The following is a 13,707-nucleotide window of genomic DNA, read 5'->3' on the forward strand; positions in this document are numbered from 1 at the left end:
GACAGATTCTCATATTAAACCAGAGGGAGTACTTTCCCTGCAGACGATTGCAATGCCTGCGGATACCAACTGGAGTGGAGATGTATTTGGTGGCTGGATTGTTTCACAAATGGACTTGGCGGGAGCAATTCATGCAGAGCGCTTTAGTAAAGGACGCTGTGCAACGATTTCGATTAACCAGATGACCTTCCTGGTTCCTGTGAAAGTCGGCGATGTCATTAGCTGCTATACCAAAATTCTAAAAGTTGGTAATACCTCAATCCAGATGCAAATCGAAGTATGGGACAGTCATGATAACTCACGTGCACCTGTACGCGTGACTGAAGGGGTATTTACCTTTGTCGCAGTGGATGTCAAAGGCAATAAACGTCCAATTCCGGATGAAGCAAAACAGAAATTTGCAGAATCTCAGCAGAACTCATAATTCATTAAATAAAAAATCCCAGATATATGATCTGGGATTTTTTTGTCTGTATTGAAATTAGGCTGGCTTCAATTGATTCTTGGCAATCCAGGCCCAGAGCATCTCGCATTGAATCGGTGCTTCACCAGATTCATCAGTTACGATTACTTGTACTAGCGTTTCACCTTTTTCTGAACTCTGCATGAGTTCTTGTTGTTCAGGAGTTAAAGTAGCTACTGCAGTCATGGCGCCTTTAGTTGGACGCTTAAAGTCTACTTTTAGGCTTTTAATCAAAACCACTGCGCTGTCAGGTACATTCATTGCAGTCACAAAGCCGGTTGCTGTTTCTGCCAACAGTGCCATGGCACAGGCATGAATCTGACCGATATGGTTCTGCATGGCCTTATGATTGGCCATACTCACCACAACTTTGGATGCACTGACTTCCTGATAGCGAATCTTGGCAGAGCCAACCATTGGAACCACTCGGCCAAAGGTCTTACTCAATAAAGCAGTACGCATACCTTGCGGTAATCTTGATGTCGCTTTGACCAGTTTGGTCAGTCGGTTGCTCTTTGTCATAATTCTATCTACAGACGTTGAGATATCTTAGTCTTTAAAGTTGTTGAACTGTAAAGGCAGACCGAATTGTTGTTCTTTCAGGAATGCCATCACTTGTTGCAAGGTATCGCGTTTTTTATCAGTCACACGAATCTTGTCGCCCTGAATAGAAGATTGCACTTTAATACCGCTTTCTTTAATGGCCTTATTAATTTTTTTTGCTGTATCTGAGTCAAGGCCATCTTTAAGCTTGATCACTTGAACTACATTTTTGCCTGAAGCGGTCATTTTTTGTGGATCTAGTGCCTGAATATCCACTTTACGCTTGAAGAAATGGTTTTCCAGCATGGTATACACTTGCTCACATTGGAAATCACTTTCTGTGCTAATTTTAATTTCCTTGTTTTTTTCATTCAGTTCAATAGAAACATCCTGTCCACGGAAATCGAAGCGGGTTGCAATCTCTTTTTGGGTATTTTGAACTGCATGATTTACTTCAAAAATTTCTAATTCAGAAACAATATCGAAAGAAGGCATAGTTTAGACCTTTACAAAGGGAAAGAATATCTGAGATGCTAGGGATGTTTTCTTCATTTGCCAAGTGTTGTTTACATCAAAGGAGTGCGCAATGATCCGTAAACAAGAAATTACAACATTTGAGTTCCCAGAAAATGCTGTAATCTGGGATGTACGAGATGCAAGTGCTTATGCTGAAGCACACGTGAAAGGGGCGGTCAATCAGCCCATTAACGATCTTTCAGCAGATAGCCTGACTCAGGTGTCAGCGGATCAACCGATTTACATTTTATGTGGTGGTGGGAGTAAAGCTCCGCGTGCAGCTGAAAAATTAGAAGGTTTTGACAGCTCACGTGAATATGTCATCCTGATGGGTGGTACTCGTGCTGCTCGTGATGCAGGTATGCCACTGGAACAAGGCGCATAATTGACCTTGTGAAAAAAAGCGCCGTCAGGCGCTTTTTTGTTGTCTAGATTTCTTCAAAGCCCCTTTTTTTAAAGAGGGGGTTAAACTCTTTCTAAAATCTCTCCCTTGCGGAACAGTGTTCCTCTCCCTTTATTAAAGGGAAGGCTCTTTAATCTTGAGGCTTAAAATAAGGCTTCTTGGCTTTTACCTTCTTTTGAAAACGTGTCACGTCGAGTTTCTTTACCAAGTTCGAAGGTGCGGGACAGGCTTCTCCTAAAATCTGGGCAGCCAGAATTTCACTACACAGTGGTGCAAACAGAAAACCTTTAGAGCCGAGACCTGCAAAACTGTAAATCTCTTCATCTGCTTTCATTTTTCCGAGTAAAGGAAAATAATCCTGACTCTGTGCGCGTACCGCTGCTCGACCTTGCCAGGTTTCGGTAGAGGGTAATAACTGTGCATATTCAGGAAAGACACTGTGGATAAGTTCATAATTATGCACATGATCTTCTATTAAGACTTCTGCATCATCCCGGCCTGGATAGAATGAAGCACCCAAAATCAGTTGTTCGAGATTGAGCTGCATACAGTAACCGCCGTAACTATAGGCTGTATCCTGATTTAAGGGCTGATCTTGATTATTGACCCAGCTGACCTGTCCGCGAATCGGTTTCAGGACTGGATAATTTTCAAAAAATTGCTGGGTATCACGTGCAGTACATACAATGATGTGATCAAACTTGCCTAAGGATTGCTGATCTGCAAATAGCTCAGGTTGTTCAGCAGCCTCAATATGACTAATTTGGGCTTGTTTATACTGAATAAGAGGATGCTGCAAAATTTCATCACGCAGTTGATGGGGTGAAACTGCGCCCGCTGCTAATAGTTTTAAAGCTGGAAATTCAGTTTGAATCTCTTGGTCTGCTGCACTTTGAGCAGCAAGAATGTCTGCGGGATATTCATCTACCAATCCTAAAAGCTGTTCAGGATTTTTTAAGGCAAGCTGATTGACCTGAATTGAGCGAAAAGCTTTAAATTTCTGATAATGATTTAAGGCATGCTGCCAGGCCACCGTCATCAGATGTTCAGCACTTTGCTCAACTGGACACAGTTTAGGATTAAGCAGGGCAAGGGGATTACCGGAACCGCCTGAAAGAGGCGCTGACTGGTCGTAAATCGTGACTTGATGACCACGCTGAGCGAATGCCAATGCCGTACTTAAACCTGCGATTCCAGCGCCAATCACAGCGATTTGACGAGGTCTGGTAGGACTCTCTAGATCTGGTTCAGTTTTTTTTTGAGCAATTTCCAGCTCTAAAGCCGTTTCACTGTCTTTATTTTCTTCAACAGGATTCCAGATCGCTTTCAGCATCTCACGTTTATGGCCAAATCCACGTGGACGGGAAATGGAGATTCCATGTCGTTTTAAACCACGCTTTAAGACACCCGCAACACTGAAAGAAGCAAAAGTTGTTCCGATCTCGGATAAACGCACAATGTTATTTAAAACATTTTCTTCCCACATGTCTGGATTACATGATGGTGCGAAGCCATCCAGAAACCAGGCGTTAACAGGTGCAGTTTTTTCAATGACAGGAAAGACATCATGTGCATCTCCCAGCCACAGATCCAGACTGAAACGCTCTTCAGGAAAGCTGAGACGATGACAACCGGCAATCGGCATTGGATATTGGGAAATGAGTTGATCTGCTAGTGGTTTCAATTCTGGCCAAGCATTTAAGGCGCGAACTAGATCTGCTTTAGAAAGCGGAAATTTTTCTACTGAAATTGCATGCAGATGACTTTGATTATCTGGACGAAGCTGTTGCCACAGCTGCCACAAAGCCAGAATATTTAAACCCGTACCAAAACCCGTTTCACCGACACAGAAATATGCAAAAGATTTTAAATCGGCCAGGCGGGTACTAAGGTCATTACCATTTAAAAAGACATGCCGGGTTTCCAGCAATCCATTGTCTTTGGAAAAATACACATCACCAAATTGCTTGGACACAGGCACATCAATGCCATCCACTAATTGCCAATCCAGATCGGCAGTTTGAATTGCATACGACAAAACGGGTACAACCTTAAAGATATTTGGAAGGTTTATAGATTACCACTGACGGCGACGTTTGGTATAAACATAGCTCGCAATCAAAAAGCCAAGTAATACACCGACTGCCAAAGTTGCAGCACCGTAGAGAAACATCTGGGCACTACGTTCACTTTGCAGGACCTGTACCTGAACCCCGAGATTGTCGTTCTTGAGCTGCAATTCCTGATTTTGTGACAGGGCTTCCAGATTGGCTTTTTCCAGTTGCTGTAGACGCGTTGCCTGATCTTTGACTAAAGCTTTGACTTTGGCATCTTGCTGGGCTTTCTGCTTGGCAATTTCTTCTGCAGTGAGCGGCTTTTTCTCAGTCGGCTGAACAGTCTGAACAGTTGTCGCAACTGCTGGAATAATTCCAGCCTGCTGTGCAGAAGTGCCCTGAGCAGGTGCTTGCGTGGTAACAGCTTGAACAAGAGTAGCTGCTGGCTGTGTAGCCGGGGCAGCTGGAGCAGAAACTTCAACAGCCCAGGCAGAAGGAATCATGAAACAAAAGCCAATGAAACTGGCGGTAACAGCGCGCATGAACCTTATCCTTTAGGAAATGCTTTGTTAAATGGTTTCACATCAATATGCGCGTATACACCTTCTTTCAGGAATGGCTCATCCTGTAACCATGCATCCAGTGCTTCACGACTGTCAAAATCAACGATGATGGTACTGCCATAAAAACCGGCTTGTGGATTGGCTGGATCTTTAGGCATGGCACCTGCAACAATCAGACGGCCTTCAGTATCTAACTGTTCCAGACGTGCAAGATGTTGTGGACGAATCGCAAGGCGTTTTTCAACTGTACCTTCCTGGTCGGTACAGCTAACGACGAATAATGGCATGATGACTCTCTATCGTTTGTAGTTGGACTTATTCAGCTGTTCTAAAGTATTTGCGCAATACAATAAACTGAATAATGATAAAGGAAAACATCACAATCATGTCACCGAATGCAGTAAATTCGCCCCAATATTTTCCATCCATCCATAAATAAGCGAAGAAAGTATGCAGAAATGACATAAGGGTAAACATACCGACCCAGGCATAGTTTAATTTAAGCCAGCCTTTGGCACTCAAATTGAATACCGGTCCAAACAGACGCTGGATGAGTGGCTTCTTATCTTTGCTAAACCATGGCGATAATAGGAAAACGCCGGCAAAGACCAGATTCAGTAATACAGCTTTAAGACGGATATAGAAATCGTCGCTGAGCATCAGGGTAATACCACCGAAGATCACCGTCATAAACAGAACGATCCATTGCTGTTTGTCCAGGCGGAATTTTTGCATGACAAATAACGCACCATAAACCGCCAGCATGGAAATGATCAGACCCGTAGTTGCAACGAGAATATTGTTATTGTCGACACCCCCCGCAGAACCGATCAATTGTAAAAGTTGATGGTCAGTGTCTTTTGGATCTACAGTTTTATATAAATAAAAGAAAATAATGAGTGGCACAAAGTCTAAAAGTGCTTTCATGTTAGAGTATCTAAATCTGATCAAATAAATGTCATAGTATAGAGATGCACGGCGTAGATTTACATACACATAGTAATATTTCTGATGGAACTTTGAGTCCTCAGCAATTAGTCGAAGCGGCTGCGGACAAACTTATCCATACTTTGGCCCTCACTGATCATGACACCATGGATGGTTTAGTGCTGGCTGAAGAAGCTGCCAAAAATCATGAGATTAAGATAATTTCTGGAGTCGAGATTTCCAGCCAGTGGTCACGTCCAACGACCAAGAAAAATTATGGCGTACATATTGTGGCACTCAATGTTCAGAATCCTGAGCCGTTACAAAAAGCCCTCAATCAGCAGAAGATCATTCGTGCCGAACGCTCTAAACAGATCTGTGATCTTCTGGTTCCTTTAATAGGTCAGGATATTTATGCTGACGTGATTGCCAAAGTTGACAATATTCCTGATCGGGTTACCCGAACCCATATTGCCAAAACGCTGGTAGAAAAAGGCATTGTGACCCGTCCACAGCAGGCCTTTGATAAGTACATCAAGGAAGGTAAAAAGGCTTATGTCAAATTTGATGGTCTGGGTCTGGAAGAAACCATTCAGGTCATACATGACAGCGGTGGCTTTGCCGTGCTAGCTCATCCAACCCGTTATGACTTATCAGCCACCAATATTCGCTATCTTCTCGAGATCTTCGCCAAGTTTGGTGGAGATGCGGTGGAGCTACCGCCAGCCATTGATCCAAGTTCAACCCGTCAGATGGTCGACCGGATGATTGCAGAACAAGGTTTGAAAGTTTCGATCGGAAGTGATTTTCATGGCGACAATATGCCTTGGGTTAAACTGGGCCAAGTCCCAAGCCTAAAACCAGGGCAGATCGGGATCTGGGAGAGTTTTGTTTAATGCGTTAAGCAGTAGTCGCAACACTGCTACCCATTCCAACGTGAAGGAATTCTCTCTTTGAATAAGAGAGGTAAGCTATTAAAGCAAATTATTATCTTGAGCCTGAATCGGTGGTGGTGTCGGTTTACCTAAGGTTCCTAAGAGTTCAATTTCAATAGTACGAACCATAGAATCAAGTGGTAAGTCATTGCTTTGTGTACCAAAAGGCTCTTCAATTTCTGAGCTTAAAGCATCCAGTCCTAGGAAGGTATAAGCGAGAATGCCGACCAGAAAAGGGGTGAATAAACCTAAGGTTGCACCAAGGCTAAACGGCAGAATAAAACAGAAGAAATAAACAGTACGATTCAACAGAACTGAATAAGCAAAAGGTAAAGGAGTCGTCGCAATCCGGTCACAACCCGTCTGCACAATACTGAGTTCTGCGACATGATTACTCATCTGCATATAAATGATGTCAGAGATTTCACCTTCTTTGAGAGCCTGCATCAGCTCCCACTGGATCAGACTTAAAGTATATTGCGGGGCATTGGCCTGTTGATAAAGCTGGGTAATCGCCTGCTGGCTCATTCCACTGGTTTCCACCAGCTCAGTCGGATTGGCTGTCTGATGGCGTAAACGGTCACGCAGGACATTTGCGAAAACGATGACATGCTGAATCACACGTTCACGACGACCTTGGGACAACATCCGGCAGTCACGGTCAAAATGACGTGCATTGGCAATCAGAATACCCCAGAGTTTACGTGCTTCCCACCAACGGTCGTAACAGGCAGTATTTTTAAATCCGAGAAAGATAGACAGTACTACGCCGATGAGGGTAAAGCCAACGAGAGGGAGTTCTGGAAAATGAAAGTAACCTACACGTGAAAAACCACCAATAATGGCTGAAATCAGCATGACCACGCCTAAAGGAGGTAGAACCTTAGGTAAAATCGTTCCTCGCCAGGAAAATAATAATTTAAAAACGTCCTGCTGGTCACGTACGATCATTTATTGGAATCATCACAATTTTTTTCATGATCTTCTTGAGTTGTAGCTGCTTTGTCAAGTGCTATTCCCCCTTAGGCTTCAGGTTTGATGAGTTGCTGCTCAGCAAAGGAAAAACTGCCTTCCAGAGCAATAATACAATGATCAATTAAACGGATATCGACCAGTCGACATGCCTGTTGAATCTGGCGGGTCAGATACAGGTCAGCCTTAGAAGGAGTGGCTTGGCCCAAGGGATGATTATGCGCAATCACAATTGAAGTTGCCTGTTGGGTAATGGCATACCTGAGCAACTGATTAATTGAAATATCACATGCATTCACAGAGCCATAAAACAGCTTTTTAAATGCAATTTTCCTTAAACTGGCGTCCAGACACAGGACCGCGAACACTTCCTGATTTTCACCCAATAATTCGAAACGTAAATAATCCCGCAGTCTTTTTGAATTACTTAGTTCTAAGGCATCCTGTTTAAGATGCTCGGCAGTATAACGCCGTCCTAATTCTTTAACCGCCATCAGTTGGGTATATTTGCTGATACCCATACCATGAAACTGACTGACTTCCTGTAAGGGTGCATCGAGTAAAGCAGTTAAATGGCCAAAATGTTGAATCAGTAGCCGGGCTAATTCTACGGCTGAATGCTGTTGTGAACCTGATCGGAGAAAAATGGCCAGCAGTTCCGCATCAGATAAACTTTCTGCCCCAAATTGAATTAAACGTTCCCGCGGCCGTTCCAGTTCAGGCCAGTTTTTGATTGAAAATTGCATAGTTATTAGACTTATTTATTATGAATTATGAATTTTCCCTGAAGCTGATCTCTTGGGAATGCAATTATTTAATGCTATTGTGAGCCCCACTGCAACAGAAAGGTAAGCTGTTCGTGAGCTTTGATCTAAGTGTAATTCCTCATAAAAATATCATTTTAGCAGTCACTGGCGGTATTGCTGCCTATAAAAGTGCCATTCTGGTTAGACGTCTGAAAGATGCCGGGTTTAATGTGCGGGTTGTCATGACTCAAGGCGCACAGGCTTTCATTACTCCTTTGACCTTTCAAGCTTTGTCAGGCAATCCGGTACATACCGAGTTGCTGGATCCTGAAGCAGAAGCGGGCATGGGGCATATCGAGCTGGCACGTTGGGCTGATCTGTTGTTGGTAGCGCCAGCCAGTTGCGACACGCTGGCAAAATTTGCTGCAGGTCTTGCAGATGATTTGCTCAGCACTTTGTATCTGGCTACCAATGCACCGGTCTGGGTAGCACCAGCGATGAACCAGCAGATGTGGGCTGCCAAAGCGACACAGCGTAATCTGGCGACTTTGATTGAAGATGGCGTACATGTGATTATGCCGAATGCCGGTTCGCAAGCCTGTGGTGATGTAGGCCTGGGACGTATGCCGGAACCGGAAGATCTGGCACGTCAGGTCACTGAGTATTTTCATAAGGCACAGCGCGCGTTTGCAGAAAAATTTGGCATGCTGGCGGGCAAGCAAGTCACGATTACGGCTGGTCCGACCCGTGAAGCGATTGATCCGGTACGTTATATTTCCAACCATAGTACCGGGAAAATGGGTTTTGCATTGGCAGCAGCCTGTTATGCAGCTGGAGCGAATGTGACCCTGATCGCTGGTCCAGTGAGCCTACATACACCGAATGGCGTCAAACGTAAAAATGTTTCTTCTGCAGTACAAATGCTGAATGAAAGCATGCAAATGCTGGAGCAGGGCTGTGACATCTTCATTGCGACCGCTGCAGTAGCTGATTATCGTGTCGCACAGATAGCTGAGCATAAGATCAAAAAAGCAGGCGATGAGCTGAATGTTGCTTTAATAAAGAACCCAGATATTGTGGCGACCATCGCACAGCAGGAAAAACGTCCATTTATGGTGGGCTTTGCTGCAGAAACCCGTAATATTGAAGAATATGCAGCGGGCAAACTGGTAGCGAAAAAACTGGATATGATTGCTTGTAATGATGTTTCGCGTGCGGATATTGGTTTTGCATCCGATGAAAATGCCATGACGGTATTCTTTGCCGAACACTATCATCTGGATAAGCGTGATCTGGACAAAGCTTCTAAACAGGAAATCGCCCAGCAGTTGGTTGAAGCGATCCATGATGCCTTGCACCATGATCCTGCTGCAGAAGATGATTTTTAAGTTTTCAATGACGGTTAAAGCCCTGACTGATTCAGGGCTTTTTTATAGGATTTTTTACAATGGAGTTAAAAAACCAGTACAACATAAAAATAAAAACGACTTTATATACTAAGGATTTATTTATTCATTTATTTAAAAAAAGTATAAAATGGATCACAGAATAATCCAAAGATGAAAAGTTTTACACATCTGTAAAGCAGTGAAAGCACATAAGGGGGCGGGATGAAAAAAATCATAATGATATTGATGATCGCCTGTCTGGCTGGATGCAGCTATTTTGTATCGATTGATGAACTGGCCAAAAATATTCAAGGACAAATGCAGCAAGAATTTAATGCCAATCCGAATTATCAGCATTATCGTTTGACTGTGGTAAATGTAAAAATCCGCCATCGCAAAGGCAATGAGTTTGAAGCAGTTTCACATCTGAATTATCAGGGAAATGAATATCCCATTAATGTCAAAATTTCAAAGGTCAATGGTGGTTATAGCTGGGCAATTGAAGATGATGCTTTTGCCTTTATCGATGAAATCGAGATTGAGAAATATCGTCAGCAGCTGGATCGTGAACTGGAACAACTGGCTTCATCACTCGATGATCTAGAACCTGTGAATGAACCTACCAGCATTGAGTTAGGGCCAGATGTCCGTTCAGTTACAGAACCTGTCCTGCAAGCGGATTCCTATGATGAAGAACCGATTCCGGTCGGAAATATTACGGCCTATACCCACTAATTTTTATTTTAGGTCATCAAAAAGCACCGGATCTCGGTGCTTTTTGATTTTAAGGCTGAACTTGATGTTCACGCAGATAATCTTCAGTACGCTGCATGGCTTCCTGAATATTCAATAATGCTGTTTCTACATCTTTTAGCGTTTTGGCATTGCCACCACTTAAAGCCTGACGCCATTTACGTGCACCTGGCAAGTTCTGAAATAAACCTAAAATATGACGGGTAATAATCGACAATGGTGCACCTTCAGCCATACGTTGGGCAATATAAGGCAGCATTTGTTGCATGATTTCAAAACGGTCTGGTGCTTCGAGATTCCATAGTTGACCCAGCTCAGCTAACAGGTACGGGTTGTGATAGGCTTCGCGGCCAATCATCACGCCATCGACATGCTTGAGATGTTCAAGCGTTTCTGCGTAGGTTTTAATCCCGCCATTAATTTCAATGGTCAGTTTTGGACGGTCCTGCTTCAGACGGTAAACATCTTCATAGCGCAGTGGCGGGATTTCACGGTTTTCTTTAGGTGAAAGACCTTGGAGTAAAGCAATTCGCGCGTGCACGATAAAATTATCGCAACCGGTTTTGGCGACCGTATCCACAAAATGCAGCATTTCTTCATAAGAATGCATGTCATCAATACCAATGCGGTGTTTCACACTCACCGGAATATCAACGGCATTACGCATTGCATCAATACATTCTGCGACCAGATCAGGTTCGGCCATCAGGCAGGCACCGATTTTATTATTTTGTACCCGGTCACTCGGACAGCCGACATTCAGGTTAACTTCATTGTAACCCCAGTCCTGAGCCATTTTAGTACAAGTTGCCAGATCTTGAGGATTGGAACCGCCGAGCTGTAACACAATCGGATATTCTTCTTTATTGAAGTCCAGATGGCGTTTAGCATCGCCATGAATGATGGCACCTGTCGTCACCATTTCGGTATATAAAATGACATTTGGATTAAACAGGCGCGCAAAGAAACGATAATCTTTGGTGGTCCAGTCCATCATCGGCGCAACACTGATGCGAGGTTGAAGTTTGTTTTCAATGGTGCTGAGATCAGTCATTCAAAATCACGCCTTAAATGAAATGGAAGAGTAATAGCAGTACAAGAATGAGCAGGAATTGCTGGAAATCTGCTCAAAAAAAGCAGTACTGTAAAAAGAGGGCGTAATACTAGCATAAAATTTGCATGATCAAAGGCTGAACTGCATGAGGATCTATAACTGTTATTCCAATAAAGATATTTAACAAGAGAAATTGTGGGAATTGAAAAAATAAACTCCCAGTCATTCGGCAATGCTATATTCTGAGATATTTAAGATTAAGATAAAGAAAACGAGATAAATAAGGAGAATAACGATGCTCATGTTGGAGGAGATTTATAAAAGCAAAAAACCTCAACATTCAGACTATTTTAATTTACGGATTCAACGGGGACTTAGTTGGTTTAAAAAAGCATTAGAGCTGGATGAGGAACTAGAGTTTAAGTTTATTAGCCTGTGGATCAGTTTTAATTCGATTTATGCACAAGAAACAGAGGTTCGTCAGGATCAACAAAGCCTGCATCAATTTCTGGAAACCCTCTGTCAAAAAGATGTGGAACAAAAACTTCAGCATATTGTCTGGGAGAAATACAACCAGCCAATTTCTGCACTGCTGGATAGCCCTTATACCGATCAAGGTTTCTGGGATTATCGCCATCATAAAGTCAGTCTGGAAAGCTGCCGTGAAGCATTAGACCAGCAAAAGCAGAAAATACAAAAGGCTGTACAGGAACGAAATTTAAGTGAAATTTTATTGGTGATTTTTAACCGTCTTTCCACCTTGCATTATCAGCTTATGCAGGGCGGTGTGACTTATCAGAGCTCGTTTAACGTCAAGCAACTTCAAGACAGCTGTCGGGTTCTGGCCGGGTTACTGCCCACTTTTATCTGCATCCTTTTGGAAAATGCAGCGACTTGGGATTCGGGTAAACCTTATTACCCAGTCGTACAAGTCAGTTAAATTTGTTTAAGCTTTTGCTCGATGCTGCTGCCATTGATCAATTAGTGCAAACAGGGTGGCGCATAGTGCCAAGCCAAGTCCAAACAGACAGGTCATGCTCCAGCCACCATGATGCCAGGCATAAACCCCCAAGGCAGAACCACAGGCCCCACCAATAAAATACAGCGTCATGTAAATAGAGTTCAGGCGTGATTTGGCATCCGGGCGCAAGCGGAAAATCACGTTCTGATTACAGCTATGAGTAATCGCCAGGCCTAAGTTAATCAGGGCATAACCTAGAATATAACTGAGCAGGGACACGCCACCAAAATATAAAAATAGCCAGCTTCCTGCCAAAATTGAACAGCCAATCCAGGTTAGGATGTTGATATAGCCACGATCCGCCCATTTGCCAATAACCTGAGTCGACAGCGCACCAAAAACACCAACTAGTGTTACTAGGCCCACCATCACATCAGAAAGATGAAAAGGTTTCTGGGTCAGCAGCAGGGCAATGGTTGAAAACAGCATGCTCATGGCTGCAAAGGCACATGCACCAATCAGGGAGCGTAAGCCCAGTCGCGGTTCCTCACGCAGTAGCATACCCATGGATTTAAAAATTGCTGCATAGCTGATACGCATACGCGGCATGCTGGGCAATTGTCCTTTTAAGTAAAAGCCCAAAACCAGCAGTGCCATACTACTGAGCGCATAAATGGTTTTCCAGTGAAACAGGTCTGAAAGAAGTCCGGCAATACTGGTCGACAATAAGATACCGACTAATAAGCCACTCATAAGAAAACCGACCACTTCTCCGGTTTTTTCAGGTCGGACAGCCATCGTAGCTAATGGAATCAGAATCTGGGCAGCAACAGAAAATAGCCCGGCAATAATAGTGCCCACCCAGAGCATCGGCAGGTTGACTGCTGTGGCACAGATCAGCAAGCCTAATGCGGCACCAAACATCAAAAAAGGAATGAGTCTGGACTTATTCAGCATGTCTCCCAAAGGCACAATAAACAGCAGGCCCAAGGCATAAGACACCTGCGCAAAGGTCACGGTCAGCGCCACTTGGGATTCTGGTACCTGATAATATTGCTGAATCGAGGAGATAAGCGGTTGGCAATAATAGTTTGCACCTGCACATAAACCACATGCGATCGCCATCAGCCATAACAGAGATTTATTTTGACTGATATCGAGAGGAGGAGTCATGGCAAGTACCTTAAGCTCAGGGAGAATTTTTATAAAGAACATCAAAGATGATGCATAGGTTGCAGGCACTATAGGCGAAAACCCGTCAGGATAAAAGTAGAAAAATAGTGCAAAGTGCTCAAACTCATAGAAGAGAAATGCCACAAAAAAGTACTTTTCTGGATTGATAAGAGATGAAAATTCGCTAGAAATTTAACTTTTTCACTTGAGAAAATGGACTTGGAAGCGCTTTGTATTAAGTCATCTTATTTAAGAC

At 43.4% G+C, this 13,707-nt stretch carries 16 protein-coding genes; 6 read left to right on the plus strand and 10 right to left on the minus strand.

The genetic code is table 11. From position 1 onward, the window contains the following. Positions 1–52: 52 nt before the first annotated feature. Positions 53–424: an acyl-CoA thioesterase gene (locus tag ACWM1W_RS02555; RefSeq protein WP_171523022.1), complete on the plus strand. Its 372-nt coding sequence runs from the start codon at positions 53–55 to the stop codon at positions 422–424. Positions 425–481: 57 nt separating this feature from the next. Here ACWM1W_RS02555 and ACWM1W_RS02560 read toward each other — a convergent pair whose 3' ends face one another. Both ACWM1W_RS02560 and ACWM1W_RS02565 read right to left on the minus strand, forming a co-directional pair. Then, a complete protein-coding gene (locus ACWM1W_RS02560) occupies positions 482–985 on the minus strand; it encodes a DUF4442 domain-containing protein (RefSeq protein WP_005233834.1) in 504 nt (167 codons plus the stop codon). Positions 986–1,012: 27 nt separating this feature from the next. Continuing rightward, positions 1,013–1,501 carry a YajQ family cyclic di-GMP-binding protein gene (locus tag ACWM1W_RS02565; protein WP_004783667.1) on the minus strand — a complete coding sequence of 163 codons (489 nt, stop codon included), beginning with the start codon at positions 1,499–1,501 and terminating at the stop codon, positions 1,013–1,015. 91 nt (positions 1,502–1,592) lie between these two features. Between ACWM1W_RS02565 and ACWM1W_RS02570 the strand changes: the two genes are divergently transcribed. Then, the gene (locus ACWM1W_RS02570) at positions 1,593–1,907 is read left to right on the plus strand and encodes a rhodanese-like domain-containing protein (RefSeq protein WP_005233835.1); all 315 of its coding nucleotides are present in this window, start codon (positions 1,593–1,595) and stop codon (positions 1,905–1,907) included. 148 nt (positions 1,908–2,055) lie between these two features. Here the strand turns inward: ACWM1W_RS02570 and mnmC are convergent, their stop codons facing one another. From mnmC to ACWM1W_RS02590, 4 genes are read right to left on the minus strand one after another with little or no spacing between them, the layout of a single operon-like run. Then, on the minus strand, positions 2,056–3,963 hold the full coding sequence (gene mnmC, locus ACWM1W_RS02575; protein WP_375726056.1) for a bifunctional tRNA (5-methylaminomethyl-2-thiouridine)(34)-methyltransferase MnmC2/FAD-dependent 5-carboxymethylaminomethyl-2-thiouridine(34) oxidoreductase MnmC1: 1,908 nt from the start codon (positions 3,961–3,963) through the stop codon (positions 2,056–2,058). 39 nt (positions 3,964–4,002) lie between these two features. Next, positions 4,003–4,521 carry a hypothetical protein gene (locus ACWM1W_RS02580; RefSeq protein WP_312087085.1) on the minus strand — a complete coding sequence of 173 codons (519 nt, stop codon included), beginning with the start codon at positions 4,519–4,521 and terminating at the stop codon, positions 4,003–4,005. A gap of 5 nt (positions 4,522–4,526) precedes the next feature. Then, a complete protein-coding gene (locus ACWM1W_RS02585) occupies positions 4,527–4,829 on the minus strand; it encodes a YciI family protein (protein WP_261635327.1) in 303 nt (100 codons plus the stop codon). A 28-nt stretch (positions 4,830–4,857) separates the two neighbouring features. Continuing rightward, complete coding sequence (locus tag ACWM1W_RS02590) at positions 4,858–5,469, minus strand: septation protein IspZ (RefSeq protein WP_375726055.1); 612 nt, start codon at positions 5,467–5,469, stop codon at positions 4,858–4,860. Positions 5,470–5,513: 44 nt separating this feature from the next. On the opposite strand from ACWM1W_RS02590, the gene ACWM1W_RS02595 reads away from it, so the two are divergent. Then, a complete protein-coding gene (locus ACWM1W_RS02595; protein ID WP_375726054.1) occupies positions 5,514–6,365 on the plus strand; it encodes a PHP domain-containing protein in 852 nt (283 codons plus the stop codon). 78 nt (positions 6,366–6,443) lie between these two features. On the opposite strand, the gene ACWM1W_RS02600 is transcribed toward ACWM1W_RS02595, so the two are convergent. Both ACWM1W_RS02600 and radC read right to left on the minus strand, forming a co-directional pair. After that, a complete protein-coding gene (locus ACWM1W_RS02600) occupies positions 6,444–7,355 on the minus strand; it encodes a bestrophin family protein (protein WP_461603299.1) in 912 nt (303 codons plus the stop codon). Positions 7,356–7,426: 71 nt separating this feature from the next. Continuing rightward, positions 7,427–8,122, minus strand: coding sequence for a RadC family protein (gene radC, locus ACWM1W_RS02605; RefSeq protein ID WP_341256334.1), 696 nt, complete (start codon positions 8,120–8,122; stop codon positions 7,427–7,429). Positions 8,123–8,235: 113 nt separating this feature from the next. On the opposite strand from radC, the gene coaBC reads away from it, so the two are divergent. Together coaBC and ACWM1W_RS02615 are read left to right on the plus strand one after the other, a co-directional pair. Further along, entirely contained in the window at positions 8,236–9,510 is a 1,275-nt protein-coding gene (gene coaBC, locus ACWM1W_RS02610; protein WP_375726053.1) for a bifunctional phosphopantothenoylcysteine decarboxylase/phosphopantothenate--cysteine ligase CoaBC, read from the plus strand. 222 nt (positions 9,511–9,732) lie between these two features. Further along, entirely contained in the window at positions 9,733–10,245 is a 513-nt protein-coding gene (locus ACWM1W_RS02615; RefSeq protein WP_375726052.1) for a hypothetical protein, read from the plus strand. Between the two features lie 49 nt (positions 10,246–10,294). On the opposite strand, the gene dusA is transcribed toward ACWM1W_RS02615, so the two are convergent. Beyond that, the gene (dusA, locus tag ACWM1W_RS02620) at positions 10,295–11,317 is read right to left on the minus strand and encodes a tRNA dihydrouridine(20/20a) synthase DusA (protein ID WP_286739147.1); all 1,023 of its coding nucleotides are present in this window, start codon (positions 11,315–11,317) and stop codon (positions 10,295–10,297) included. 295 nt (positions 11,318–11,612) lie between these two features. Between dusA and ACWM1W_RS02625 the strand changes: the two genes are divergently transcribed. Next, positions 11,613–12,257, plus strand: coding sequence for a HEPN domain-containing protein (locus tag ACWM1W_RS02625; RefSeq protein WP_286739149.1), 645 nt, complete (start codon positions 11,613–11,615; stop codon positions 12,255–12,257). A 6-nt stretch (positions 12,258–12,263) separates the two neighbouring features. Here ACWM1W_RS02625 and ACWM1W_RS02630 read toward each other — a convergent pair whose 3' ends face one another. Further along, positions 12,264–13,451 carry an MFS transporter gene (locus ACWM1W_RS02630; RefSeq protein ID WP_375726051.1) on the minus strand — a complete coding sequence of 396 codons (1,188 nt, stop codon included), beginning with the start codon at positions 13,449–13,451 and terminating at the stop codon, positions 12,264–12,266. Positions 13,452–13,707 lie beyond the last annotated feature (256 nt).

The sequence above is a fragment of the Acinetobacter sp. TW_SC_4 genome, from assembly GCF_054861205.1.

Excerpts from the sequence above, each read along its gene's own strand:
- ACWM1W_RS02555 (WP_171523022.1), top strand. The coding sequence starts at position 53 with ATGCCTGCGGATACCAACTGGAGTGGAGATGTATTTGGTGGCTGGATT.
- ACWM1W_RS02560 (WP_005233834.1), bottom strand. The coding sequence starts at position 985 with ATGACAAAGAGCAACCGACTGACCAAACTGGTCAAAGCGACATCAAGA.
- ACWM1W_RS02565 (WP_004783667.1), bottom strand. The coding sequence starts at position 1,501 with ATGCCTTCTTTCGATATTGTTTCTGAATTAGAAATTTTTGAAGTAAAT.
- ACWM1W_RS02570 (WP_005233835.1), top strand. The coding sequence starts at position 1,593 with ATGATCCGTAAACAAGAAATTACAACATTTGAGTTCCCAGAAAATGCT.
- ACWM1W_RS02580 (WP_312087085.1), bottom strand. The coding sequence starts at position 4,521 with ATGCGCGCTGTTACCGCCAGTTTCATTGGCTTTTGTTTCATGATTCCT.
- ACWM1W_RS02585 (WP_261635327.1), bottom strand. The coding sequence starts at position 4,829 with ATGCCATTATTCGTCGTTAGCTGTACCGACCAGGAAGGTACAGTTGAA.
- ACWM1W_RS02590 (WP_375726055.1), bottom strand. The coding sequence starts at position 5,469 with ATGAAAGCACTTTTAGACTTTGTGCCACTCATTATTTTCTTTTATTTA.
- ACWM1W_RS02595 (WP_375726054.1), top strand. The coding sequence starts at position 5,514 with ATGCACGGCGTAGATTTACATACACATAGTAATATTTCTGATGGAACT.
- ACWM1W_RS02600 (WP_461603299.1), bottom strand. The coding sequence starts at position 7,355 with ATGATCGTACGTGACCAGCAGGACGTTTTTAAATTATTATTTTCCTGG.
- radC (WP_341256334.1), bottom strand. The coding sequence starts at position 8,122 with ATGCAATTTTCAATCAAAAACTGGCCTGAACTGGAACGGCCGCGGGAA.
- ACWM1W_RS02615 (WP_375726052.1), top strand. The coding sequence starts at position 9,733 with ATGAAAAAAATCATAATGATATTGATGATCGCCTGTCTGGCTGGATGC.
- dusA (WP_286739147.1), bottom strand. The coding sequence starts at position 11,317 with ATGACTGATCTCAGCACCATTGAAAACAAACTTCAACCTCGCATCAGT.
- ACWM1W_RS02625 (WP_286739149.1), top strand. The coding sequence starts at position 11,613 with ATGCTCATGTTGGAGGAGATTTATAAAAGCAAAAAACCTCAACATTCA.
- ACWM1W_RS02630 (WP_375726051.1), bottom strand. The coding sequence starts at position 13,451 with ATGACTCCTCCTCTCGATATCAGTCAAAATAAATCTCTGTTATGGCTG.